This window comes from Pseudomonas sp. B14(2022) (genome assembly GCF_012030485.1).
GTDB lineage: Bacteria > Pseudomonadota > Gammaproteobacteria > Pseudomonadales > Pseudomonadaceae > Aquipseudomonas.
In genome coordinates this window covers 156032-181335 of sequence record NZ_JAAUVM010000001.1, presented here as the reverse complement: position 1 = coordinate 181335, position 25304 = coordinate 156032, and the positions used below count along the sequence as shown (strand labels likewise).

At 59.8% G+C, this 25304-nt stretch carries 21 protein-coding genes; 13 read left to right on the top strand and 8 right to left on the bottom strand.

The window, feature by feature from the left end:
* The first annotated feature begins 174 nt into the window (after positions 1 to 174).
* Positions 175 to 1215: an NADP(H)-dependent aldo-keto reductase gene (locus HCF10_RS00890; RefSeq protein WP_167654723.1), complete on the top strand. Its 1041-nt coding sequence runs from the start codon at positions 175 to 177 to the stop codon at positions 1213 to 1215.
* A gap of 77 nt (positions 1216 to 1292) precedes the next feature.
* Here HCF10_RS00890 and HCF10_RS00885 read toward each other — a convergent pair whose 3' ends face one another.
* Positions 1293 to 2429, bottom strand: coding sequence for an acyl-CoA dehydrogenase family protein (locus HCF10_RS00885; protein WP_131698450.1), 1137 nt, complete (start codon positions 2427 to 2429; stop codon positions 1293 to 1295).
* 220 nt (positions 2430 to 2649) lie between these two features.
* Here HCF10_RS00885 and HCF10_RS00880 point away from each other — a divergent pair, with 220 nt between their 5' ends.
* Positions 2650 to 3570 carry a GlxA family transcriptional regulator gene (locus HCF10_RS00880; RefSeq protein ID WP_178116718.1) on the top strand — a complete coding sequence of 307 codons (921 nt, stop codon included), beginning with the start codon at positions 2650 to 2652 and terminating at the stop codon, positions 3568 to 3570.
* 111 nt (positions 3571 to 3681) lie between these two features.
* Here the strand turns inward: HCF10_RS00880 and zapE are convergent, their stop codons facing one another.
* From zapE to HCF10_RS00865, 3 genes are all read right to left on the bottom strand, one after another.
* Positions 3682 to 4776: a cell division protein ZapE gene (zapE, locus tag HCF10_RS00875; protein WP_053131627.1), complete on the bottom strand. Its 1095-nt coding sequence runs from the start codon at positions 4774 to 4776 to the stop codon at positions 3682 to 3684.
* Positions 4777 to 4855: 79 nt separating this feature from the next.
* Positions 4856 to 6211: a tryptophan--tRNA ligase gene (locus tag HCF10_RS00870; RefSeq protein WP_167654722.1), complete on the bottom strand. Its 1356-nt coding sequence runs from the start codon at positions 6209 to 6211 to the stop codon at positions 4856 to 4858.
* Positions 6212 to 6235: 24 nt separating this feature from the next.
* Positions 6236 to 6865: an alpha/beta hydrolase gene (locus HCF10_RS00865; protein WP_167654721.1), complete on the bottom strand. Its 630-nt coding sequence runs from the start codon at positions 6863 to 6865 to the stop codon at positions 6236 to 6238.
* A 147-nt stretch (positions 6866 to 7012) separates the two neighbouring features.
* Here HCF10_RS00865 and HCF10_RS00860 point away from each other — a divergent pair, with 147 nt between their 5' ends.
* Positions 7013 to 7450, top strand: coding sequence for a YhcB family protein (locus tag HCF10_RS00860; RefSeq protein ID WP_003171734.1), 438 nt, complete (start codon positions 7013 to 7015; stop codon positions 7448 to 7450).
* A gap of 68 nt (positions 7451 to 7518) precedes the next feature.
* Here the strand turns inward: HCF10_RS00860 and HCF10_RS00855 are convergent, their stop codons facing one another.
* From HCF10_RS00855 to HCF10_RS00845, 3 genes are all read right to left on the bottom strand, one after another.
* Entirely contained in the window at positions 7519 to 9243 is a 1725-nt protein-coding gene (locus HCF10_RS00855) for an ABC transporter ATP-binding protein/permease (protein WP_131698453.1), read from the bottom strand.
* Positions 9244 to 9343: 100 nt separating this feature from the next.
* A complete protein-coding gene (locus HCF10_RS00850) occupies positions 9344 to 9904 on the bottom strand; it encodes a response regulator transcription factor (RefSeq protein WP_003171731.1) in 561 nt (186 codons plus the stop codon).
* Positions 9897 to 11159: an ATP-binding protein gene (locus HCF10_RS00845; RefSeq protein WP_090409478.1), complete on the bottom strand. Its 1263-nt coding sequence runs from the start codon at positions 11157 to 11159 to the stop codon at positions 9897 to 9899. The genes HCF10_RS00850 and HCF10_RS00845 overlap by 8 nt, the downstream gene beginning before the upstream one ends.
* 204 nt (positions 11160 to 11363) lie before the next feature.
* On the opposite strand from HCF10_RS00845, the gene HCF10_RS00840 reads away from it, so the two are divergent.
* From HCF10_RS00840 to HCF10_RS00795, 10 genes are all read left to right on the top strand, one after another.
* A complete protein-coding gene (locus HCF10_RS00840; protein ID WP_145335359.1) occupies positions 11364 to 12077 on the top strand; it encodes an SIMPL domain-containing protein in 714 nt (237 codons plus the stop codon).
* Between the two features lie 92 nt (positions 12078 to 12169).
* On the top strand, positions 12170 to 13771 hold the full coding sequence (locus HCF10_RS00835) for an ABC transporter substrate-binding protein (RefSeq protein ID WP_131698455.1): 1602 nt from the start codon (positions 12170 to 12172) through the stop codon (positions 13769 to 13771).
* 258 nt (positions 13772 to 14029) lie between these two features.
* Positions 14030 to 15658 (top strand): ABC transporter substrate-binding protein, encoded by a 1629-nt coding sequence (locus HCF10_RS00830; protein ID WP_131698456.1) that lies wholly within the window; start codon positions 14030 to 14032, stop codon positions 15656 to 15658.
* Positions 15659 to 15962: 304 nt separating this feature from the next.
* Positions 15963 to 17567 (top strand): ABC transporter substrate-binding protein, encoded by a 1605-nt coding sequence (locus HCF10_RS00825; protein WP_167654720.1) that lies wholly within the window; start codon positions 15963 to 15965, stop codon positions 17565 to 17567.
* 171 nt (positions 17568 to 17738) lie between these two features.
* Positions 17739 to 19136: an OprD family outer membrane porin gene (locus tag HCF10_RS00820; protein WP_131698458.1), complete on the top strand. Its 1398-nt coding sequence runs from the start codon at positions 17739 to 17741 to the stop codon at positions 19134 to 19136.
* 80 nt (positions 19137 to 19216) lie between these two features.
* Complete coding sequence (locus HCF10_RS00815) at positions 19217 to 20812, top strand: ABC transporter substrate-binding protein (protein WP_131698459.1); 1596 nt, start codon at positions 19217 to 19219, stop codon at positions 20810 to 20812.
* 76 nt (positions 20813 to 20888) lie between these two features.
* Positions 20889 to 21899 (top strand): ABC transporter permease subunit, encoded by a 1011-nt coding sequence (locus HCF10_RS00810; protein ID WP_003171721.1) that lies wholly within the window; start codon positions 20889 to 20891, stop codon positions 21897 to 21899.
* A 10-nt stretch (positions 21900 to 21909) separates the two neighbouring features.
* Positions 21910 to 22821, top strand: coding sequence for an ABC transporter permease subunit (locus HCF10_RS00805; protein WP_131698460.1), 912 nt, complete (start codon positions 21910 to 21912; stop codon positions 22819 to 22821).
* Positions 22822 to 22831: 10 nt separating this feature from the next.
* Positions 22832 to 23800, top strand: a complete 969-nt coding sequence (locus tag HCF10_RS00800; protein ID WP_131698461.1) for an ABC transporter ATP-binding protein — start codon at positions 22832 to 22834, stop codon at positions 23798 to 23800.
* Entirely contained in the window at positions 23800 to 24771 is a 972-nt protein-coding gene (locus tag HCF10_RS00795) for a peptide ABC transporter ATP-binding protein (protein ID WP_017138288.1), read from the top strand. Before HCF10_RS00800 ends, HCF10_RS00795 begins: the two co-directional genes overlap by 1 nt.
* Positions 24772 to 24900: 129 nt before the next feature.
* Here the strand turns inward: HCF10_RS00795 and HCF10_RS00790 are convergent, their stop codons facing one another.
* Positions 24901 to 25146, bottom strand: coding sequence for a hypothetical protein (locus HCF10_RS00790; protein ID WP_131698462.1), 246 nt, complete (start codon positions 25144 to 25146; stop codon positions 24901 to 24903).
* Between the last annotated feature and the right edge of the window lie 158 nt (positions 25147 to 25304).

The window sequence follows — 25304 nt, the reverse complement described above, 5'->3', positions numbered from 1 at the left end:
AAAGGCAGCCGGATACAGACGCTATCGGGGGCTCGGGTCGGCGCGTCCGTTCAACGGCAAGATTCTTCGGCAGGCGGCGCATCACTTCCACTGCAGAAAGAGGTGGGCAATTATGCAGATTGCGAAAAAAAATTCAACCTGCTTTTATGATTGTTTTCCCTGAAGGAGCACCCGATGGATTATCGACAGCTGGGCCGTACGGATCTGAACGTGAGCGCGATAGCCCTGGGCACCATGACGTGGGGTGAGCAGAACAGCGAGGCAGAGGCCTTCGCGCAGATCGAACGGGCCAAGGCGGCGGGGATTAACGTCCTCGACACCGCAGAAATGTACCCGGTGCCGCCCAAGGCCGACACCTATGCCACCACCGAGCGTTACATCGGTAATTACTTCAAAAGCCGCGGTGACCGTGCCGACTGGATCCTCGCCAGCAAGATCGCCGGCCCCGGCAACACCATCGACTACATCCGCGACGGCCATCTGCGCCACAACCGCAAGCACATCGTCGAAGCCCTGGACGCCAGCCTCAAGCGCCTGCAAACCGACTGGATCGACCTCTACCAGCTGCACTGGCCGGAGCGCAGCACCAACTTCTTCGGCCAATTGAGCTACAAACACAAGGACGAAGACGACCTGACCCCGCTGGAGGAAACCCTCGAAGCGCTGGATGAGCAGGTGAAGGCTGGCAAGATCCGCCACATCGGCCTGTCCAATGAAACCCCGTGGGGCGCCATGAAGTTCCTGGCCCTGGCCGAAGCCCGCGGCTGGACCCGCGCGGTATCGATCCAGAACCCCTACAACCTGCTCAACCGCAGCTTTGAGATTGGCCTGGCGGAAATCGCCATTCGTGAGCAGTGCGGCCTGCTGGCTTACTCGCCCCTGGCATTCGGCATGCTCAGCGGCAAGTACGAAGGTGGCGCACGCCCGGCCAAGGCGCGCCTGACGGAGTACAGCCGTTTCAGCCGCTACTTCAACCCGCAGTCGGAGGCGGCGTGCAGCCGTTATGTGGCACTGGCGCGGGAGCATGGCCTGGATCCTGCGCAGATGGCATTGGCGTTTGTGACACAACAGCCGTTCGTGACCAGCAACATTATTGGCGCAACATCGCTGGAGCAACTGGACAGCAACATCGCCAGTGCTGATCTGAAGCTGTCGAAGGAAGTACTGGAAGGGATTGAGGCGATTCAGAAGGATCATCCGAATCCGGCGCCTTGATCGATCTGTAGGCCGCTATCGGGGGCAAGTCGAATCGTCGCACCGCCCCGATAGGGCCCTCACAAACAACACAGCACTCAAAGCGCCCGCGCAATGATCTCCTTCATGATCTCGTTGGTCCCCGCATAAATCCGCTGCACCCGCGCATCCGCCCACGCCCGTGCAATCGGGTACTCCCACATGAACCCGTAGCCGCCGTGCAACTGCACGCACTCATCGAGCACCTTACATTGCAGGTCCGTGGCCCAGTACTTGGCCATCGCGGCAGTGGGCACATCCAGCTTGCCTTCCAGGTGCAACGCCATGCATTTGTCGACGAACACGCGGCCGATCTGAATCTCAGTGGCCATCTCCGCCAACTTGAACCGGGTGTTCTGAAAGTCGGCAATCGCCTTGCCGAACGCCTTGCGCTCACGGGTGTATTCCAGGGTCCACTGCAACGCCGCCTCGGCAGACGACAGCGCGCCAATCGCGACAGTCAAACGCTCCTGCGGCAATTCCTGCATCAAATAGGCGAAGCCCATGCCGGCCTGGCCCAGCAGGTTTTCCTTGGGTACGCGCACGTCCTGGAAAAACAGCTCTGACGTGTCCTGGGCCTTCATGCCGACCTTCTCCAGGCGCTTGCCCTTGGCGAAGCCGGGCGTATCGGCGTCCACCAGAAACAGGCTGGTGCCCTTGGCACCCGCCTTGGGATCGGTCTTGGCGACCACGATCACCAGCTCAGCCAGGTACCCGTTGGTGATAAAGGTCTTGGAGCCATTGATCACGTACTCATCACCGTCCAGCACGGCTGTGGTCTTGACCCCTTGCAAGTCGGACCCGGCACCCGGCTCGGTCATGGCGATGGCCGTGACCCTCTCACCGGAGATCAACTTGGGCAGGTACTTGTGCTTCAGCGCCTCACTGCCGTAATGCAGGATGTAGGGCGCGACAATGTCCGAATGCAGGGAAAAGCCGATGCCGGTCAGGCCCAGGCGGCTGATCTCCTCGATCACTACCGCGCTGTAGAGAAAGTCCGCGCCCAGCCCGCCGTATTCCTCCGGCAGATGGGAACACAACATCCCCGCCTCCCCTGCCTTGCTCCACAGGTTACGGTCGATGTAGCCCTGCTTCTCCCATTGCCCGTGAAACGGTGCAGCGTCTTTTTCAAGAAAGGTGCGCACGCTCTGGCGGAAGAGTTCGTGCTCCGGGCTGAACAAGGTTCTCGGAATCATGGGTCACCTGCGTGGATTGTCGGACAAGGACGAGCCCACAGAGCCTATGCCCCGATGGCGTCACAGGACACTGGACACATGCGACAAAAAATAAGACGATCCAGCCGTCTGGTGACCACTTTCCCCTATAAGAATAAATGAAATTATGTCTAACCAAATCTCCACGCCGTTGCGGCGCGTCAGCATTTTGGCCATTGATCGGGTATTCGCTTCTACCCTCATGCAAGCCAAGGATTTCTTCCATCTCGCCAGCCTGCGTTATGGCAAACAGCAAGGCCTGGGCCTGACCCCAGCGTTCGAAACACGCCTGGTGAGCCCCGACGGAAAATCGGTGCGCAGCTTCAGTGATGTGATCATGCCGGTGGACGGCGGCCTGGAAGACGCCGACATCATCGTGCTACCGGCCTTCTGGGATGACTTCGATGCCCTGTGTGTGCGCTACCCGCAAGTGCTGCCGTGGCTGCGCGAGCAACATGCACGCGGCGCGGTACTCTGCGGCGAAGCCACCGGGGTGTTCTGGCTGGCCGAAGCCGGCCTGCTCGACGGCAAGGAGGCGACCACCTACTGGCGTTTCTTCAACGCCTTCAGCGAACGCTTCCCCAAAGTCCAGCTCAATCAGGACAAACATCTCACCGACGCCGACAACCTGTATTGCGCCGGCGGTACCACCTCGGCGTGCGACCTGTATATCTACCTGATCGAACGCTTCTGCGGCGCCAACATCGCCCAGGCCGTGGCCCGCGACATCCTCTACGAAGTACAGCGCAGCTATTCACCCGGACGTATCGGTTTTGGCGGCCAGAAGCTGCACCAGGACGTGATCATCCTGCAGATCCAGCACTGGCTCGAAGAGCATTTCGCCGACAAATTCCGCTTCGAAGACGTTGCCCGGGAACACGGCATGAGCATCCGCAATTTCATGCGCCGCTTCCAGACCGCCACCGGCGACAAGCCGCTGCATTACCTGCAACGACTGCGTATCGAGACGGCCAAGGGCCTGCTCTCGGGCAGCCGCAAGAGCATCAAGACCATCAGTTATGAGGTGGGTTACGACGATGCGAGTTTCTTTGCGCGGTTGTTCAGACAGCACACGGAGCTGTCACCGAACCAATATCGGCAACAGTTCCAACAAGCCGCGTAAGCAAATGTGGGAGGGGGCTTGCTCCCGATAGCGGTGGATCAGTCAGTGCATCTGTTACTGAAAGACCGCTATCGGGGGCAAGCCCCCTCCCACATTTGACCTACATCGCTCTTAAGGCTTGTGCCCGCGCGACAGGAACTCGTGGGATTGCATTTCCAACAGGCGGCTCAGGGTGCGCTGGAATTCAAAGTTCAAGCGCCCGCCGGTATACAGATCCTTGAGTTCGACTTCCGCCGAGATGATCAACTTGACGTTACGGTCGTAGAACTCGTCGACCATGTTGATAAACCGTCGTGCGATGTCGTCGGTGGTGACGCTCATCTGCTCCACGCCGCTGAGGATCACCGCGTGGAAGATCTTGCCCAGTTCGATGTAATCGTTCTGGCTGCGCGGGCCGTCGCACAACTGGCGGAATTCGAACCAGGCCACGTCATCGCAGGTACGCAGAGCGATGATTTCGCGGTTCTCGATCATCAGCTTGTCGTTTTCCACCGCCTGGGTGCATTCCGGCGTGAGGGCGCGGAAGCTTTTGCGCAGGCTTTCGTGCGCCGCTTCGTTCAGCGGGAAGTGGAACAACTCCGCTTGCTCGAGGTGACGCAGACGGTAGTCGACCCCGCTGTCGACGTTGACGATCTCGGTGTTCTGCTTGATCAGCGCGATGGCAGGCAGGAAGCGAGCGCGCTGCAGGCCGTCCTTATACAGGCCGTCGGGCACGATGTTCGAGGTGGCGACCAGGGTCACGCCGTTCTTGAACAGCTCTTCCATCAGGGTGCCGAGGATCATGGCATCGGTGATGTCGGAGACGAAGAATTCATCGAAGCAGATGACCCGCGCTTCATCGGAGAAACGCTTGGCGATGATGGTCAGCGGGTTTTTCTCACCCGGCAGGGTCTTCATTTCTTCGTGCACGCGCTTCATGAAGCGGTGGAAGTGGGTGCGGACCTTTTCCTTGAACGGCAGCGCTTCAAAGAACGTATCGACCAGGTAGGTCTTACCCCGGCCTACACCGCCCCAGAAATACAAGCCCTTGACCGGCGTGTGGTCTTTCTTGCCAAACAGCTTGCTGAGCATCCCCGGCTTGCTTTGCGAGGCCGCAACCAAGTCGTCGTACAGGCGCTGCAAATGACGCACCGCCGTTTCCTGGGCCGCGTCATGGAAGAATTCAGGGCGTTTCAGATCAGCTTGGTATCGTTCTAGGGGCGTCATAATTTCGTTAGCAAGGCAACAAAAACGGGCCGTCACTGTAACGACGGCCCTGGATAATGGCAATCAACCCTTGGTCGGGTTAATCCTCGATTGGGGTCAACGCAGTGCGCAAGGCTTCGATGGCGGCATCACGCGATGCACCATCGGCGAACTCGGCGCTGTCGGCCACTGCGGCACCGTCCAGCCATACGCTGAAGCTCAGGGCTTCGGTGCGTAAGTCCAGCGCAGCGCCACTTTGCAGTTGTTTGGTGACTGCGCCGGCCGCTTTACCATCGGCAAAGTTGCGCGACAGCAGCAATTGCTCGCCATCGGCGGCCAACAGGCGGAAGCGGAAGCTGCCGTCATCTTCACGGAAGCTCACGAAACGCGCGGCCTTGGCGGCCTTCTTCTTGGTGGCGATCGGCGCTGCAGCCTGCTCGACGAACGAACGCAGGCCCACCGCTTCACGCAACTCGGCCAGGAATGGCGCGGCTACGGCACGGGCTTTCCTGGCCCCGACCTGCAACAGGTCTTCCATGTCCGACGGGCGCGACATCAACTGGTGGTAACGCTCGCGGGCCTCGCCCAGTTGGCTGTCCAGCAGTTGGAACAGACGGCTCTTCGCCTCGCCCCAACCCAGGCCTTGCAGCAGCTCGCCGCGGAACTCTTCTTCCTGGGCCTTGCTGGCAAACGCCTGGTAGAGGGTGAACAGGTGCGAGTTGTCGGGGTCCTTGGCTTCGCCGGGCGCGCGGGAGTCGGTGACGATCCGCGAGATAGCGTCCTTCATGTCCTTGGCGCTGGTGAACAACGGGATGGTGTTGTCGTAGCTCTTGGACATCTTGCGGCCATCCAGGCCCGGCAAGGTGGCAACGCTTTCTTCGATCAGCGCCTCGGGCATGGTGAAGAATTCTTTACCGTTGCCGAACAGGTGGTTGAAGCGCTGGCCGATGTCGCGGGCCATTTCAACGTGCTGGATCTGGTCGCGGCCCACCGGCACCTTGTGCGCGTTGAACATCAGGATGTCCGCCGCCATCAGCACCGGGTAGCTGTACAGGCCCATGGTGATGCCCGCATCCGGGTCTTCGCCGGTTTCCACGTTCTTGTCCACCGAGGCCTTGTAGGCATGGGCGCGGTTGAGCAGGCCCTTGGCGGCGACGCAGGTCAGCAGCCAGGTCAGCTCGGGGATTTCCGGGATGTCGGACTGGCGATAAAAGGTCACCCGGTTCACATCCAGGCCACCGGCCAGCCAGGTCGCGGCGATTTCCATACGCGAACGCTGGATGCGCTGCGGGTCATCGCATTTGATCAGGGCGTGGTAGTCGGCCAGAAAGTAGAAGGAGTCAGCATTGGCGTCCTGGCTGGCAAGGATCGCCGGGCGGATCGCACCAGCGTAGTTGCCCAGGTGCGGCGTGCCGGTGGTAGTGATGCCGGTGAGGATACGGGTACGAGTCGTCATGGGTAATCGCTTATCAGACTGCTATCAATTCGAGAGGCGCGGCAGCACCAGATCCTTGAGATCGGTGAGCTTGCCATGAAAAAAGTGCCCGCATTCTGCCACTTTCCGCAGCTCATGGGGGCGTTTCAAGGCGGCAGACCAGTCGTAGACCAATTGCGGATCGACCACTTCGTCGGTTTCCGGTTGAATCAAGGTCAATGGGCAGGTCTGGGGCAGCACGTCGTTATTGCTCAGACGCATCACGGCGGCGGCGACCATAAACAGGTGCGCGAGCTTTTCGCCTTTGGCTTCCAGGCGGCCGCCGAGGCTTGCCGCCACGTAGCCACCAAAGGAAAAACCGAGCAGGGTGAGCGGCAGGTTGGGGTGTTTTTCACGCAGCCAGGTAACAGCCGCTTCGGCATCGTCCACTTCACCGGTGCTCATGTCGTGGGTGCCGGCACTCGCGCCGACGCCACGGTAATTGAAACGCAAAGTAATCAACCCGGCATCGCGAGCTGTGCGTTGCAGGGTCGAAACGACTTTATTGAGCATGGTCCCGCCCTGCACCGGATTAGGGTGGCAGATCAGCGCCAGGCCACGTGGCTCGGGGTGATCCAGGTACAGTGCTTCCAATTGGCCTACCGGGCCATCGATCAAAACGGGGGTTTCACGCATGAGCAAGGAATGAACTCCGTGACCTCTCAAAGGGTCGACTCGTCTAGCTAAAAGTCTGTGCATGGCATCATTGCGAGCTTAATCGCGGTATACAGCGCAGGTTTGAGCCGTTAACGTAAAGCAAAGCCGTTTATAGAGGAAGGACTCGTGGAACACTCGCTCTTAGTTTGGTTGTTGCCGACTCTCGCCTTGGTTGCCGGTGTCGCCATTGGATTCCTGGTTGCCCGCCTGCTGCCGAATGCCGCGCCTAACCGCACGCAGCGTCAGTTGGATGACATTCAGGAACGTTTTGACAGTTATCAGAACGAGGTTGTTACCCACTTCAACAGCACCGCGACCCTGGTCAAGAAACTCACCCAGAGCTACCAGGAAGTACAGGATCACCTCGCCGATGGCGCAAACCGCCTGGCCCTCGACGACATCACCCGTCAACGCCTGCTGGCCGCGCTGCATTCCGATGCACCGCAAACTCCACGGGAACGCCTGACCCCACCCCGGGAAAACCAGGAGCCGCCACGGGACTACGCGCCAAAAACGCCAAACGCCCCGGGCATGCTGGATGAGCATTACGGCTTGAAGAAGTAAGTTATTTTCAAGCGATAAAAAGCCCGGCTGATCGATGATCAGCCGGGCTTTTTATTGGGCCTCACTCTTCAGGACATGGTCTGTTCCTGCAACCAACCGCCCTCGATCCGTACATGCCGCCCATGGAAGCGCTTGAGGCTGCTGCGATGCCCGACGCTGACAATGCTCAACCCCGGCAGCTCATCGATCAACGCTTGATACAGCGTCGCCTCATCCTCTTCATCCATGGCCGAGGTGGCCTCGTCCATGTACAGCCATTGCGGCGCGAACAACAAGGCACGGGCAAAGGCCAGGCGCTGTTGTTCGCCCGGCGAGAGCATGCGTTGCCAATGGTTGGCTTCATCCAGACGCCCCACCAGGTGCGGCAGGCGACAGGTTTCCAGCACCTGTGCATAACGCTCTGCCGAATAGACGCTGTCGTCCTGTGGATAACTCAACACCGCCTTGAGTGTGCCGATCGGCAGGTAGGGCTTCTGCGGCAGGAACAGGTAACGCCTGGCCGGCAGGCGAATGCTGCCGTGACCAGCAGGCCAGAGATGGCCCATAGCGCGCAGCAAGGTACTTTTGCCGCTGCCGGAGCGGCCGCTGAGCATGACGCGCTGACCCGGTTCAACGATCATGTTGGCGTCGGTCAGCAAGTGGCGACCATCCACCAGGCTCAAGCCCAGCCCTTGCACCACAAGACGCTCGCCCTCTGCGCTGACGTCGATGGTGGCTGGGCGCTGCTCGTTTTCACTCATAGCCTGCTGAAAACTCAGCAGACGGTCACTGGTCGCGCGCCAGCCGGCCAGGTCAGCGTACGCACTGATAAACCAGCTGAAGTTGCCCTGCACGTTGCCGAACGCCGAGTTGATTTGCATCAGCTCGCCCAGTTCGATCTTGCCGGAAAAGTAGCGCGGGGCAGCCACGATAAACGCAAAGACGATCGCAATCTGTTCATAGCCGGCAGTGAAGAACGTCAGGCGCTTGGACACCTTCATGATGTCCCAGTAGTTATGCCAGACCTTCCCGAACCGCGCACTCAAACGCTGATTCTCATTGGGCTCGCCGTTGTACAGGGCGATGCTCTCGGCATTCTCCCGCACCCGCACCATGGAGAAACGCAAGTCCGCTTCGAAGCGTTGTTGCTGATTGCTCAAACCGATCAGACGACGACCGATCAGATGGGTCAGCCAACTGCCGACACCGGCATAGACCAAAGCACACCAGAACATGTAGCCGGGGATGGTGATACCGAACACTTCAATACTGCCCGACACGCCCCACAGGATAATGGAGAACGACACCAGGCTGACCACATTGCGCAGCAGCCCAAGGCCAAGACTCAGCGTGTTCAGGGTAAAGCTATTGAGGTCTTCGGAAATTCGCTGGTCCGGGTTATCGGTGTAGCCGCCCTGCTCCAGCTGGTAGTAGTTCTTGTTGCCAAGCCAGCGGGCGAAGTGTTTTTCGGTCAGCCATGCGCGCCAGCGAATGGTCAGCATCTGAGTGAGGTAGAGACGGTAGACCGCACCGAGAATCGCCACCGTGGCGATACCGCAGAAATAAACGATCTGCTGCCAGAAGGCGGCGGTGTCCTTCTTTTCCAGAGCGTTATAAAAATCCTTGTACCAGTGGTTAAGCCACACGGAAATGGCCACGCTGAACAGCGACAGGCCGATCACGACTGCGAGCAACAACCAGGCCTTGCCCTTCTCTTCACTGCGCCAATAGGGCGTGATCATCGCCCACGTTCGGCGAAAAAACTGCCCACGCACCGCGTCGTTGACCGCGGAATACTCAGCGTTCTGATTCATCGTTCAGGCTCGATAGGAGGGTGGTGACAGGCGTTTGAACCGATCATAGATGATCGGTTCAGGGCTCCGTGCGGCCTGAAGCGGGTTGTTCAGCTTAGGTTCAGCGGCGTACCGGACGCTTCTGCAGCTTGCGTTGCAGGGTGCGCCGGTGCATGCCCAGGGCGCGGGCAGTGGCAGAGATATTGCCTTCGTGTTCGGTGAGGACGCGCTGGATGTGTTCCCACTGCAGGCGGTCCACCGACATCGGGTTTTCAGGCACCAGGGTGTCGAGGTCGGCGTGCTCGGACAGCAACGCAGCCAGCACGTCATCGGCATCCGCCGGCTTGCACAGGTAGTTGCAGGCACCGCGCTTGATTGCTTCGACGGCCGTGGCGATGCTGGAGTAACCGGTGAGGATCACCACGCGCATTTCCGGGTCGAGCTCCAGCAGTTTGGGCAACAGCACCAGGCCGGAGTCGCCGTCCATTTTCAGGTCGAGCGCGGCGTAGTCCGGCAAGTCGGCCTGGGCGATGGTCAGGCCTTCTTCGGCGGAGCCTGCGGTGCTCACGCGAAAGCCGCGACGGCTCATGGCGCGCGCCATCACGCGGGTAAACGTGGCGTCATCATCTACCAGCAACAGATGCGGCAGTTCTTCGCCTTCGACTTGGATCTCGTCACTCATCGATATCTCCTCGTGCGACACGGGGCAGGCGCAGCTCGGTGAGCGTGCCGCCTTCCTCATGACTATAGAGCTTCACTGAGCCGCCCGCGCGGGTCACGCTGGCCTTGCTCAAAAACAGGCCCAGGCCGAAGCCTTTGCCCTTGGTGGTAAAGAAAGGTTTGCCGATCTGCTCAGCAATGGCCAACGGCACACCTGCGCCGTGATCGCGGATGCTGATCGTCAGGTCATCCACATCCCAATCCAGCCGGACTTCCAGGCCTTCGGGGCAGGCGTCGGCGGCGTTGTTCAGCAGGTTGAGCAAGGCTTGGGTCAGGTCCGGCGGTGGCGCCAGGCGCGGCACAGTGCCCTGCCCCAGCAGGTGGAAACGGTAGCTGGCCTCGGGGCGCATCAAATGCCAGCGGTTCAGGGCTTCGTCGAGCCACTGGGTCACGTCCTGCATATCGACCGCCAGGCGGCGATTGGCTTCAGCCGCGCGTACCAGTTGCTGCAAGGTTTGCTTGCATTGCTTGACCTGTTCGCGCAGCACGCCGAGATCCTCTTGCAGCGCCGGGTCGTGGTGGTCCTGGGTCATTTCGTTGAGCAGCACGCTCATGGTCGCCAACGGCGTGCCCAATTCGTGAGCCGCACCGGCGGCCTGGGTGGCGACGGCGAGCAGTTGCTGGTCACGCAGGCCTTCTTCGCGGCGAATGGCGCGCAGTTCTTCCTGGCGGCGCAGCTCTTCGGCCATGCGCGCGGCAAAGAAGGTGATCACGGCGGCAGACAGGGCAAAGCTCAGCCACATCCCGTAGATCTGCAGGTTTTCGCGGGCGATGGGGAACGTTTGCAACGGATAGAACCGCGCCAGCAGCAAGGTGTACAGGGTCAGGGCGATGCCCGACAGCACCACCGAGTAGCGCCACGGCAAGGTCACCGCGGCGATGGTCAGTGGCACCAGGTAATAAGAAACGAACGGGTTGGTGGAACCGCCGGAGAAATACAGCAACACACTGTGGATAAACAGGTCGCAGGCCAATTGCAGGGCGTATTCCAGCTCGGTCACCGGCCATGTGGTACGCAACCGAATGGCGGTAAATACACACAGCACGATGGAGAAACCCAGGGTCACGCCCAATTGCAGCCACGGCAGCGGCAGCAGGTCGAACCAATAGGCAAGCCCGACCGAACCGGCCTGTGCGGCCAGTACCAGGGTACGGATGAACGTCAGGCGCCAAAGGTTCTGGCGGGTGGCGGAAGTCAGTTTTACGGCGGCGAGCATGAGCTCTCCCGATGAGCGCTGCAGGCGGATCGGCAGGAGTATAAACGAAGCAAGCGCGCTGGCATGGCGCGTGTGGCTCTTTGCCGCAGGCCGAGCGAACAACCGTTCGTCGGCGTCCGCACGATGTGTAGCGAATATGTAAACCCGAAGAACCCGGTACCACCGTCTACAGTCATACCGATACGAACACCCTAAGGAGCTTCCATGTCTCGTTTCACTCGCAGTGCAGTTGTTCTCACCCTCAGTGCCAGCGCCCTGGCCAGCCTTCCGGCACTGGCCGCCGATGCACTGAATTACAACCAGATATCCCTGCGCGCCGAGGTCAGCCAGGAAGTGGCCCGGGACAAGATGATCGTCACCCTCTACACCGAGTCCCAGAACCCCGACCCGGCCAAGCTCGCGGCCGAAATCACCACCACCATGAACAAGGCCCTGGGCCAGGCGCGCGAAGTCCAAGGCGTGACCCTGCGCCAGGGCAGCCGTAACAGCTACCCGATCTACGACAACAAGAACCAGAAGATCACCGGCTGGCGCGAGCGCGCCGAACTGCGCCTGGAAAGCGCGGACTTCCCGGCGCTGTCCAAACTCACCGGCGAGTTGCTCAACACCCTGAAAATGGAAAACATGGACTTCGCCATCGCCGACACCACGCGCAAGACCAGCGAAGACGCCCTGCTCAAGGACGCGGTTGCCGCCTTTAAAGCACGCGCGCAACTGGCCACCGATGCGTTAGGCGGCAAGGGCTACAAGATCGTCAACTTGAACTTCAACACCAATGGCTACCCACAACCTTATGCCCGTGGCGGAATGATGATGAAGGCGGCCATGATGGATTCAGCACCGACGCCGGAAGTGGAGGCAGGTACCAGCCAGGTCAGCATGAGCGCCGATGGGGTGATCGAAGTGCAGATGCCGTAACCCCTACCCGACAAACCTGAACGGCGGTAACCTCGGTGACCGCCGTTTTTGTTTGGGCAGCTTTTATATGCCTGCCACTTTTAGGGGTCTCCATGGAAAGAACCACCTTCAAACCACTCCTCTTTACCGCCGGCCTGCTGGCCTTTATGCCGATGGCCCACGCAGCCAGCACCCTGGTCTACTGCTCCGAAGCCAGCCCCGCCGGTTTCGACCCCAGCCAGTACACCAGCGGCACCGACTTCGATGCGTCCGCCGAAACCGTGTTCAACCGCTTGACCCAGTTCAAGCGTGGCGGCACCGAAGTGGAACCAGGCCTGGCCACCCGCTGGGAGGTGTCCAAAGACGGCCTGACCTACACCTTCCACCTGCGCGATGGCGTCAAGTTCCACACCACTGACTTCTTCAAACCCACCCGCGATTTCAACGCGGATGACGTGCTGTTTACCTTCAATCGCCTGCTGGATGCCGAGAGCCCGTTCCGCAAGGCCTACCCTTCCGAATCGCCGTACTTCACCGACATGGGCCTGAACACCACGATCAAGAGCGTCGACAAACTCGACGAGCACACCGTGCGTTTCAACCTGAACAACGTCGATGCCTCGTTCGTGCAGAACCTGGCCATGAGTTTCGCCTCCGTGCAATCGGCCGAGTACGCCGCCCAGCTATTGAAGGAAGGCAAGGCCGAAGACATCAACCAGAAACCGGTGGGCACCGGGCCGTTCGTGTTCAAGCGTTACCAGAAGGACTCGCAGATCCGCTACGTGGCAAATAAACAGTATTGGAAACCCGAGGATGTGAAGCTCGACAACCTGGTGTTCGCCATCACCCCGGACGCCGCCTCGCGCCTGCAAAAGCTCAAGGCCGGCGAATGCCAGGTCAGCGGCTACCCGCGCCCGTCGGACATCGAGGTGATGAAGCAGGACCCCAACCTGCGCGTGCTGCAGCAAGCCGGTTTCAACCTGGGCTTTCTGGCCTACAACGTGACCCATCCACCGCTGGATCAACTCAAGGTCCGCCAGGCCCTGGACATGGCCATCGACAAGCCGGCGATCATCAAGGCCGTGTACCAGAGCGCCGGACAATTGGCGCAGAACGCACTGCCACCGGCGCAGTGGTCTTATGACCCGTCCATCAAGGATGCCCCGCACGATCCGACCAAGGCCCGCGCGCTACTAAAAGAAGCAGGGGTTGCACCAGGTACCACCATCAACCTGTGGGCGATGACCGTGCAACGCGCGTCCAATCCGAATGCACGCATGTCGGCACAAATGATCCAGCAGGATTGGGAGAAAGTCGGCATCAAGGCCAATATCGTCAGCTATGAGTGGGGCGAATACATCAAGCGCGCCAAAAATGGCGAGCACGATGCGATGATTTATGGCTGGACCGGCGACAACGGCGACCCGGATAACTGGCTCGGTGTGCTCTACAGTTGTGCTGCGGTCAAGGGCAGCAACTACGCCAAATGGTGTAACCCCGCCTATGACAAGCTGGTGCAGCAGGCCAAAGTCAGCAGTGACCGTGAGCAGCGCATCAAGTGGTATCAGCAGGCACAGAAAATCCTTAAGGAACAAGTACCTATAACGCCTATTGCAAACTCGACGGTTTTCCAACCGCTGCGCAGGGAAGTGAAGGACTTCAAGATCAGCCCCTTCGGGCTGACACCGTTCTACGGCGTGAGTCTAGATAAGTAACAGCAATGCCCCAACCGAGTGCGCCAGACGCCTCGGTTGACCCTTCGTGGTGCGCGCCATGCACCGAAAAAAACCTATAAATATGCTCAAATATGTCAAAACTTTCATAATTGCGACATTCCTGTACGTTCGTACCACTCTTTCTACCTTCCAACGGTTCAGCATCTTGCAATGGGTATGGCGCCTGCATAAGTATCCGCAGGCCGACTCACGAGGTCGCCCTCACCACCAAAAATGACAACAAATCATGAGGCCAACATGCTTAAACACGCAGTCCTTCCGTTATTAGTGAGCGCTGGCCTTATGGCCGCGGCCCCTTTCGCCCAAGCGGCGACTAACCTGGTGTTCTGCTCCGAAGGGAGCCCGGCCGGTTTTGACCCAGGCCAGTACACCACCGGAACAGACTTCGATGCCTCGGCCGAAACCATGTTCAACCGTCTGAGCCAGTTCGAACGAGGCGGCACCGCCGTTGTTCCTGGCCTTGCCACCAGCTGGGACGTGTCCCCGGATGGCCTGACCTACACCTTCCACCTGCGCGAAGGCGTCAAGTTCCATACCACCCCGTACTTCAAGCCCACCCGTGAGTTCTCGGCTGACGACGTACTGTTCACCTTCAACCGGATGATCAATAAAGACGATCCATTCCGTAAGGCTTACCCCACTGAGTTCCCGTACTTCACGGACATGGGGATGGACACCAACATCAAGAACATCGAGAAGGTCGATGCCCACACCGTCAAGTTCACCCTTGGCACCGTGGACGCCGCTTTCATCCAAAACCTGGCAATGAGCTTCGCTTCCATCCAGTCGGCTGAATACGCAGCCCAACTGTTGAAGGAAGGCAAACCTGCGGACATCAACCAGAAACCGGTCGGTACTGGCCCGTTCGTATTCAAGAGCTACCAGAAAGACTCGAACATTCGCTACACCGGCAACAAGGACTACTGGAAACCTGAAGACGTGAAGATCGATAACCTGATCTTCGCCATCACCACCGACCCGTCGGTGCGTATCCAGAAGCTGAAGAAAAACGAGTGCCAGATCACCCTGTTCCCACGTCCGGCCGACCTCAAGGCGCTGGGTGAAGACAAGGACCTGAAACTGCCGCACCAGGCCGGTTTCAACCTGGGCTATGTCGCCTACAACGTCATGGACAAGATCAAGGGCAGCGACCAGCCAAACCCACTGGCTGACCTGCGCGTACGCCAGGCGCTGGACATGTCGGTGAACAAGCAGCAGATCATCGACTCCGTCTACCAGGGCGCAGGTCAACTGGCGGTCAACGCCATGCCGCCAACCCAATGGTCCTACGACAACACCATCAAGGACGCCAAGTACGATCCCGAGAAAGCCAAGGCGCTGCTCAAGGAAGCGGGTGTCAAGGAAGGTACCGAGATCGTTCTGTGGGCGATGCCCGTTCAGCGTCCGTACAACCCGAACGCCAAGCTGATGGCTGAAATGCTGCAAAACGACTGGTCCAAGATCGGCCTGAAGGTCAAGATCACCAGCTACGAGTGGGGCGAGTACATCAAGCGCTCTAAAGGCGGCGAGAACCAGGCCATGATCATTGGCTGGAGCGGCGACAACGGTGACCCGGACAACTGGCTGAACGTGCTGTTCGGCTGCGACTCGCTGGCCGGCAACAACTTCTCCAAGTGGTGCGACAAGAAATTCGACGGCGTCGTGAAAGAAGCCAAGGCTACGTCGGACGTCGCCAAACGCACCGAGCTGTATAAGCAGGCGCAACATATCCTCAAAGATGCAGTCCCGATGACACCTATCGCGCACTCGACGGTGTATCAACCCATGCGCAACACCGTACAGGACTTCAAGATCAGCCCGTTTGGCCTGAACTCCTTCTATGGCGTGAGCGTAAGCGGCAAGTAAGGACCAATGACGGTGGCGTTTCATAACGTCGCCGTTATTGCATCCGCCTGGACCGTAGGAAATAGACCACGCTAGCAATCGCCGCGTCCTACAGCTGCGAACTGCGACAAGCAGCTCTTTTGCCTACAAGGTCAGTCCGATTTGGCGCATTTACTGCGAAGTCCGCGACCCATACCGTCGTAGGACAGCAGAGGCTCCAACCTGGAAAAGGCACTTGCTGTGTGTGGGATCAGTAATGTCTACCTGGCCGTACGCCAGGGTGATTGCTTGCTGATGACAACTACAAACAAGGATCGGGATCGTCATGCGCCATACCACCGTTCTATCCGCAATTTTTGGCTCCAGCCTGCTGGCCATAGCCACGATGGGCCAGGCGGCCGACAAGAAGAGCCTGGTGTTCTGCTCCGAAGGCAGCCCGGCGGGGTTCGACACCGCGCAATACACCACCGCCACCGATAACGATGTGGCCGAGCCGCTGTACAACCGCCTGGTTGAGTTTGAAAAGGGCGCGACCAACGTCGTACCTGGACTGGCGACCAAGTGGGATATTTCCGAAGACGGCCTGACCTACACCTTTCACCTGCGTGAAGGGGTGAAATTCCACAGCAACAAGGAATTCAAGCCGACGCGGGACTTCAACGCCGACGACGTGCTGTTCACCTTCAACCGCATGCTTGACCCCGACCACCCGTTTCGCAAGGCCTACCCCACCGAGTTTCCGTATTTCAACGGGATGAGCCTGAACAAGAACATCGCCAAGGTCGAAAAAACCGACCCGCATACCGTGGTGATGACGCTCAACTCGGTCGACGCTGCGTTCGTGCAGAACATCGCCATGAGCTTTGCCGCCATCCTGTCGGCCGAATACGCCGAGCAGTTGCTCAAGGAAGGCAAGCCCAGCGACATCAACCAGAAGCCGATCGGCACTGGCCCCTTTGTCTTCCAGCGCTACCAGAAAGACTCGCAGATCCGCTATGTGGGTAACAAACAGTACTGGGACCCGAGCAAGGTCAAGCTGGACCAGCTGATTTTTGCCATCAACACCGACGCCTCGGTGCGCGTGCAAAAGCTCAAGGCCGGCGAATGCCAGGTCACCCTGCATCCCCGCCCGGCCGACGTCGACGCGCTCAAGGCCGACCCGAAGCTGCAACTGCTGACCAAGCCGGGTTTCAACCTCGGCTACATCGCCTACAACGTGCGCCACAAGCCGTTCGATCAGCTCGAAGTGCGCCAGGCGCTGGACATGGCGGTGAACAAGCAGAGCATCTTGAATGCCGTGTACCAGGGCGCGGGGCAGTTGGCAGTCAATGCCATGCCACCGACCCAATGGTCCTACGACGACAGCATCAAGGACGCCGCCTACAACCCGGAAAAAGCCAAGGAACTGCTCAAGGCCGCCGGCGTGAAGGAAGGTACCGAGATCACCCTGTGGGCGATGCCGGTGCAACGGCCGTACAACCCCAACGCCAAGCTGATGGCCGAGATGCTGCAAAGCGACTGGGCCAAGATCGGACTGAAGGTCAAGATCGTCAGCTACGAGTGGGGCGAATACATCAAGCGCACCAAGAACGGTGAGCACGATGTCAGCCTGATCGGCTGGACCGGCGACAACGGTGACCCGGACAACTGGCTGGGCACCCTCTACAGCTGCGACGCCATCGGTGGGAACAACTACTCCATGTGGTGTGACCCGGCGTACGACAAGCTGATCAAGCAAGCCAAGGTCGTCACCGACCGAGAACAAAGGACTGTTCTGTACAAACAGGCGCAGCAACTGCTCAAGCAGCAGGTGCCGATCACGCCCGTAGCCCACTCGACGGTCAATCAGCCGTTAAGCGTCAAAGTCGAAGGATTCAAAGTAAGCCCCTTCGGCCGCAACGTGTTCTCGGGCGTCAGTATTACCCCATAAGAAAATAACCGGATTGCAGGGAGCGAAGTTGGCTCTCTCGCAAACGCGCAGCCTTTTGTTGGGATTTTTCCTACAGCAAACGTTTGCACCAGCTTGATCGAGTTACACACCCAATAGCCGGATCACCAAAAAAGACCGGCATTAAAAAGAGAACCAAAGGAGCTTCAACCCATGAAACTGAGCAGCAAAGCGCTTCTGGCCCTGGCCATCAGCACCATCACGGCAACCGCCTACGCTGAAACCCAAAGCCAGGACTTCGTTCCTACCACGTTGGCCGGCACCAGCGCTCAAAGCGAGGCCAAAGGCTTTATCGACGGTCAAAGCCTGGGCGGTACTACCCGTAACTGGTACTCCACCGAGAAGAGATTCCGTGGCCAGCGTTTCTCCTACGAGAAACACAATCAGACGCGCACCGACGCAAACCGCACCAACTGGGTACAAGGCACCATCCTCAACTACTCCTCGGGCTTCACCCAAGGCACCGTAGGTGTGGCGACCGAAGTCGCGGCTTACAACGCCGTGGTCCTGGACCGCAGCAAGCGAGATATCAAGGGCGGATCCAACCGTACCCTGGCTGACTCCGACGGTGATGCAGTAGGCCAATGGAGCAAGCTGGGCCTGGCTAACGTCAAGTTCCGCGTGTCCAACACCACCTTGACCGCCGGTCGCCAGAACTTCAGCAGCGGCATCGTCGACACCATCGGCAACCGTGCCCTGCCGTCGAGCTTCGAAGGTGTGAGCTTCAACAGCGAAGAGCTGAGCAACCTGTCGTTCCAAGGCGGTATTTTCGATCGCGTTTCGCCGCGTACCGAGCAGAGCCTGTCGAAATTCCGTTCCGAGTACGGTAATGGCCAGGAAACCGACAAGGTCAAAACCCTGGGCTTCAACTACCAGCCGTTCAAGAGCCTGAAAACCAGCGTGTTCGCCGCTAACGTCGAAGACTTCTGGAACCAGTACTACTTCGGTGCCACCCACGAATTGGGTGATGCACAGACCCTGGCACTGACCACCGGCCTGAACTACTACAAAACCACCGACACCGGCAGCAAGAAGATGGGCAACATCGACAACGACACTTACTCGTTGTCCCTGGGGCTGACCCACCAGGCCCACAGCCTGACCTTCTCGTACCAGGAAGTTAACGGTGACGAGTACTTCGACTACCTGCACGAAACCAACGGCATCTACCTGGCCAACTCCCTGACCTCCGACTTCAACAGCCCGAACGAGAAGTCCTTCCAGGTCGCCTACGCCATCAACATGGCCGAATACGGCGTGCCAGGCCTGAAGTTCAACGTCTACTCGGCGCGCGGCTGGGGCATCGACGGTACTCACTACAACGGTACCGCCTACGGTACTGCCGGTGAGAGCCGCAGCGACCTGCGCCTGATGGACGGTGAGAAACACCAGGAATACGGCGTTGGCACCTCCTACGCGATTCAGAGCGGCCCACTCAAGGCCACCACCATCCGTGGCACCTACGTGACTCACCGCGCCAGCGCACAACAGGCTGACGGCAACATCAAAGAGTTCCGTCTGGTCACCACCATCCCGTTCAACATTCTTTAATTAGCGCCAGGTAGACGGCGGGCTCAGGACGAGCCCGCCGTCTACGCTTGTCTGGTCCCATCGATTGCAGAGGGCTCTGAATGAAAATGCTCCCGCTACAAGCTGCCGTTGCCGCTGCGCTGTTAAGCGTCGCTATCGGCGTATCGGCCAAACCCCTGGTGGTCTGCACCGAAGCCAGTCCGGAAGGTTTTGACCCGGTCCTGTACACCACCGCCGTCACCGCCGATGCCGCCGCTGAAACCATGTTCAACCGTTTGGTGGACTTCAAGCCCGGCACCACCGAGATCGTGCCAGCGCTCGCCACTTCCTGGGAAATCAGTGACGACGGCCTGACCTATACATTTCATCTGCGCGATGACGTCAAGTTCCACACCACCGACTACTTCAAACCCACGCGCAACATGAATGCCGACGACGTCCTCTGGAGCTTCCAGCGCCAGCTGGACCCAAAACACCCATGGCACAACAAGTCCAACGTGGGCTACCCGTACTTTGAAAGCATGGGCTTCAAGGAACTGCTCAAGAGCGTGGAGAAGACCGATGACCATACCGTGGTCTTCACCCTGACCCGCCCTGAGGCACCGTTCCTGGCCGATGTCGCGATGCCGTTCACCGCCATCCACTCCGCCGAGTACGCCGACAAGCTACTCGCCGCCGGCAAGACCGAAGAGCTCAACAGCAAGCCGATCGGCACCGGCCCGTTCATTTTCACGCGCTACCAGAAGGATGCTCAGGTGCGCTTCAAGGCCAACCCGGAGTACTTCCGTGGCAAGCCTCCGGCCGATCCGTTGATCCTGGCCATTGCGGTCGACAACAACGTGCGCCTGCAGAAGCTCAAGGCCAACGAATGCCAGATCGCGCTGTATCCCAAGCCCGATGACCTTCCCAGCATCAAGAAAGACCCGAACCTGAAGGTCGCCGAACTGGCGGCGATGACCACCGCCTACACCGCCCTGAACACCACCCACAAGTACATGAGCGACGCGCGGGTGCGCCACGCGATCAACATCGCGTTCGACAAGAAAGGCTACAACGAATCCCTGTATGGCAAAGGCAACGCCGTTGATGCCACCGGTCCGTATCCGCCGACCCTGCTGGGCTTCAACGACAAGCTGAAAAACCCTGAGCGCGACCTGGACAAGGCCCGTGCCCTGCTCAAGGAAGCCGGCGTACCGGAAGGCACCGAGTTCACCCTGTTCACCCGTAACGGCGGCGGCCCGACCAACCCTAACCCAATGCTCGGCGCCCAGCGCATGCAGGCGGACCTGGCGCAAATCGGCCTGAAAGTGAACATCAAGGTCATGGAATGGGGCGAGATGCTCAAGCGCGCCAAAGCCGGCGAGCACGACATGGTTTCTGCTGGCTGGGCCGGTGATAACGGCGACCCGGATAACTTCCTCACGCCGAACCTGAGTTGCGATGCAGCCAAAAACGGCGAAAACTACGCACGCTGGTGTAACAAAGAGTTTCAGGACTTGATCGATAAGGCCCGTGCTATCGCTGAACCCACTGAACGCGCCGCACTCTATGAACAAGCACTGGACGTTTTCGACAAGGACCAACCATGGATTCCCATGGCTTACCCGAAAATGTTCACCGCCATGCGCAAGAACGTCGAGGGTTATACCCAAAGTCCTCTGACGAACAATAACTTCGCCACTACCCAGGTGAAGTAAATAAGAGAAACGCTCGGCACCGCCCACCAGGACGGTGCCGAACCTGCCTAACCGGCTGATTGAGGTACACCACAAGATGTTTAGTTTTATTGCCCGCCGACTGGGGTTATTGATCCCCACGTTTTTCGGCATCACGTTGCTCACGTTTGCGTTGATACGCATGATCCCTGGCGACCCTGTCGAAGTCATGATGGGCGAGCGGCGCGTCGACCCCGAGATGCACGCACAGGCAATGGAACGCCTTGGCCTTAACAAGCCGCTGTATGCGCAATACCTGGACTATGTCGGCAAGCTCGCCCAGGGCGACCTTGGCGAATCGCTGCGCACCCGCACCAGCGTGTGGACCGAGTTCACCGCCCTCTTCCCGGCGACCCTGGAGCTGTCCATGGCCGCCCTGCTGTTCGCCGGCATCCTGGGCCTGTTGGCCGGGGTGATCGCGGCACTCAAACGAGGATCCCTGTTCGACCATGGAGTGATGGGCATCTCCCTGGCGGGCTATTCGATGCCGATCTTCTGGTGGGGCCTGATCCTGATCATGTTCTTCTCCGTGAGCCTGGGCTGGACCCCGGTTTCCGGGCGTATCGACCTGCTCTACGACATCGAGCCGCGCACCGGCTTCATGCTGATCGACACCCTGCTGGCTGACGAGCCGGACGCGTTCTGGGATGCGCTGCACCACCTGATCCTGCCGGCCATCGTGCTCGGCACCATCCCGTTGGCAGTGATCGCGCGGATGACCCGTTCATCCATGCTCGAAGTGCTGCGTGAAGACTACATCCGTACCGCCAAGGCCAAAGGCCTGTCGCCGGCGCGCGTGGTGTTCGTGCACGGCCTGCGTAACGCGTTGATCCCGGTACTCACCGTGGTCGGCCTGCAAGTCGGCACCCTGCTGGCCGGTGCGGTCCTGACCGAAACCATCTTCTCGTGGCCCGGCATCGGCAAATGGCTGATCGAAGCCATTGGCGCGCGGGACTACCCGGTGGTGCAAAACGGCATCCTGCTGATCGCCTGTCTGGTGATCCTGGTGAACTTCGTGGTGGACATCCTCTACGGCTTCGCCAACCCACGCATCCGTCACCAGCGCTGAGATCATGACCATGACCACACCTACTCAAGTGTCAGCAGTCGATCAAAGCCTGCTGTACCCGTCGCCGTACAAAGAATTCTGGCAAGCCTTCTCCAAGAACAAAGGCGCGGTTGCCGGCCTGCTGTTCATGTTGCTGATCGTGTTCTGCGCGATCTTCGCCCCCTGGGTAGCGCCGCATAACCCCACCGAGCAATACCGTGATTTCCTGCTGACCCCGCCTTCGTGGCTGGAAGGCGGGCAGATCCAGTTCCTGCTCGGCACCGATGAGCTGGGCCGCGACCTGCTCTCGCGCCTGATCCAGGGCTCGCGCCTCTCGTTGCTGATCGGCTTGTCGTCGGTAGTGATGTCGCTGATCCCGGGCATCCTGCTGGGCCTGTTCGCCGGGTTCTTCCCGCGCCTGCTTGGCCCGACCATCATGCGCCTGATGGACATCATGCTGGCCCTGCCGTCGCTGCTGCTGGCGGTTGCCATTGTCGCGATCCTCGGCCCTGGCCTGATCAACACCGTGATCGCTATCGCTATCGTCTCGCTGCCGTCCTATGTACGTCTGACCCGCGCTGCGGTGATGGGCGAACTGAACCGCGACTACGTGACTGCCGCCCGCCTCGCCGGCGCCGGCCTGCCCCGCCTGATGTTCATCACCGTGCTGCCTAACTGCATGGCACCGCTGATCGTTCAGGCCACCTTGAGTTTCTCTTCCGCGATCCTCGATGCCGCCGCGTTGGGCTTCCTCGGCTTGGGCGTACAACCGCCAACGCCTGAGTGGGGCACCATGCTGGCTTCGGCTCGCGACTACATCGAACGCGCATGGTGGGTCGTCAGCCTGCCGGGCTTGACCATTTTGCTCAGCGTGCTGGCAATCAACTTGATGGGTGACGGCCTGCGCGACGCGCTGGACCCGAAACTCAAGAACGCCGCCTGAGGAGATTCCCATGTCACTGTTAGAAATCAAGAATCTCAACGTCCGCTTCGGCGACAAGACCGCCGTGCCGGTGGTCGATGGCCTCGATATTTCCGTCGACAAAGGCGAAGTCCTGGCCATCGTTGGCGAGTCGGGCTCGGGTAAATCCGTGACCATGATGGCGCTGATGGGCCTGATCGAGCACCCCGGCATCGTCACCGCCGACGCCCTGAACTTCGACGGCAAGGACATGCTCAAGCTGAGCAACCGCCAGCGCCGCCAGATCGTCGGCAAAGACCTGGCGATGGTGTTCCAGGACCCGATGACCGCGCTGAACCCCAGCTACACCGTGGGTTTCCAGATTGAAGAAGTGCTGCGCCTGCACCTGAAGATGTCCGGCAAGCAAGCGCGTAAACGGGCCATCGAGTTGTTGGAAAAAGTCGAGATCCCCGGCGCTGCCAGCCGTATGGATGCCTACCCGCACCAACTGTCCGGCGGTATGAGCCAGCGAGTAGCCATCGCCATGGCGATTGCCGGCGAACCGAAATTGCTGATCGCCGACGAACCGACCACCGCGTTGGACGTGACCATCCAGGCGCAGATCATGGAACTGCTGCTGGCCCTTCAGAAAGAGCAGAACATGGGCCTGGTGCTGATCACCCACGACCTCGCGGTCGTGGCTGAAACCGCCCAGCGTGTGTGCGTGATGTACGCCGGCCAAGCGGTGGAAGTCGGCCAGGTGCCGCAATTGTTCGACATCCCGGCGCATCCGTACAGCGAAGCGCTGCTCAAGGCGATTCCCGAGCACAGCCTCGGCGCCACGCGCCTGGCCACGCTGCCGGGTATCGTGCCTGGCCGCTATGACCGCCCGCAGGGTTGCCTGCTGTCGCCACGCTGCCCGTATGTGCAGGAATCCTGCCGTGCCCAGCGACCCAGCCTTGATCCGAAAAGCAACAGCCTTGCGCGCTGCTTCTACCCCTTGAACCAGGAGGTGGCGTAATGGCCGTCGTTCTTACCGCCCGCGACCTCACCCGTCACTACGAAGTGTCCCGTGGCCTGTTCAAGGGCCATGCGCTGGTACGCGCGCTTAATGGTGTGTCGTTTGAACTGGAAGCCGGCAAGACCCTCGCGGTTGTAGGCGAGTCGGGTTGCGGCAAATCCACCCTGGCCCGTGCGCTGACGCTGATTGAAGAGCCGTCTTCAGGCTCTCTGAAAATCGCCGGCCAGGAAGTCGCCGGCGCCGACAAGGCCCAGCGCAAGCAACTGCGCAAAGACGTGCAGATGGTGTTCCAGAGCCCCTACGCCTCGTTGAACCCGCGCCAGAAGGTCGGTGATCAACTGGGCGAACCTCTGTTGATCAACACCAACCTGTCCGCAGCCGAACGTCGCGAGAAAGTGCAGGCGATGATGAAGCAAGTGGGCCTGCGCCCTGAGCATTATCAGCGCTACCCGCATATGTTCTCCGGTGGCCAGCGCCAGCGGATCGCCCTGGCCCGCGCGATGATGCTGCAACCGAAAGTGCTGGTGGCGGATGAACCGACCTCGGCCCTCGACGTATCGATCCAGGCCCAGGTGCTCAACCTGTTCATGGACCTGCAGCAGGAGTTCAACACCGCCTACGTGTTCATCTCCCACAACCTGGCGGTGGTGCAACACGTCGCCGATGACGTGATGGTGATGTACCTCGGCCGCCCGGTGGAAGTTGGCCCCAAGGAAGATATCTACGCCCGCCCCCTGCACCCGTACACCCAGGCGCTGCTGTCGGCCACCCCGACCATTCATCCGGATCCGAACAAACCGAAGATCAAAATCGTTGGTGAGTTGCCTAACCCACTGAACCCGCCGCCAGGCTGCGCTTTTCACAAGCGCTGCCCGTATGCGACGGCGCGTTGCAGCAGCGAGGAGCCGCAGTTGCGGGCGTTGGATAACCGCCAGGTGGCTTGCCACTACGCGGAGCAATTCGTGGCCTGAAACCCTGTGACGGCATTCCCACGCGGAGCGTGGGAATGATCAATGTGTAAGCAGTGGATACAGCGTTCTACAGCCCTTCCCGTCAGGTTGCGCATCAGCCTGGCGGGAGGGGCTTTCTTTTGGATGCAATTAACTGTCGCCGTCGTCGTAGGTTTCGCTGTCTTCCCCTTCGTTGTAAGGGTTTTCTGCGTCCTCTTTTGGCGCGGGCTGGGCCTGGGGTTGCCAACTGCCGGAGTTGACCTCGTTCTGCTTTTTCTTGGTGACCGGGCCGGTGTCTTTCCACTGCGGCGCTCCTGCGCCCGCCAGCGCCGGAAGGGTCGTCAGCCCCAGGACGGCCAGCAACACCAGGGGAATGGCGCGTTGAGCATTTCGCACGGTGATCTCCTTTACAGTCGGTGGGTAAACGCTAGACCCGATGCCGGATTCTCGCCAATCCCATGCCTGGTGGAGACCAAAAATGTGGGAGGGGGCTTGCCCCCGATAGCGTAGTGTCAGCCCCCAAGGTACTGGCTGACACACTGCTATCGGGGGCA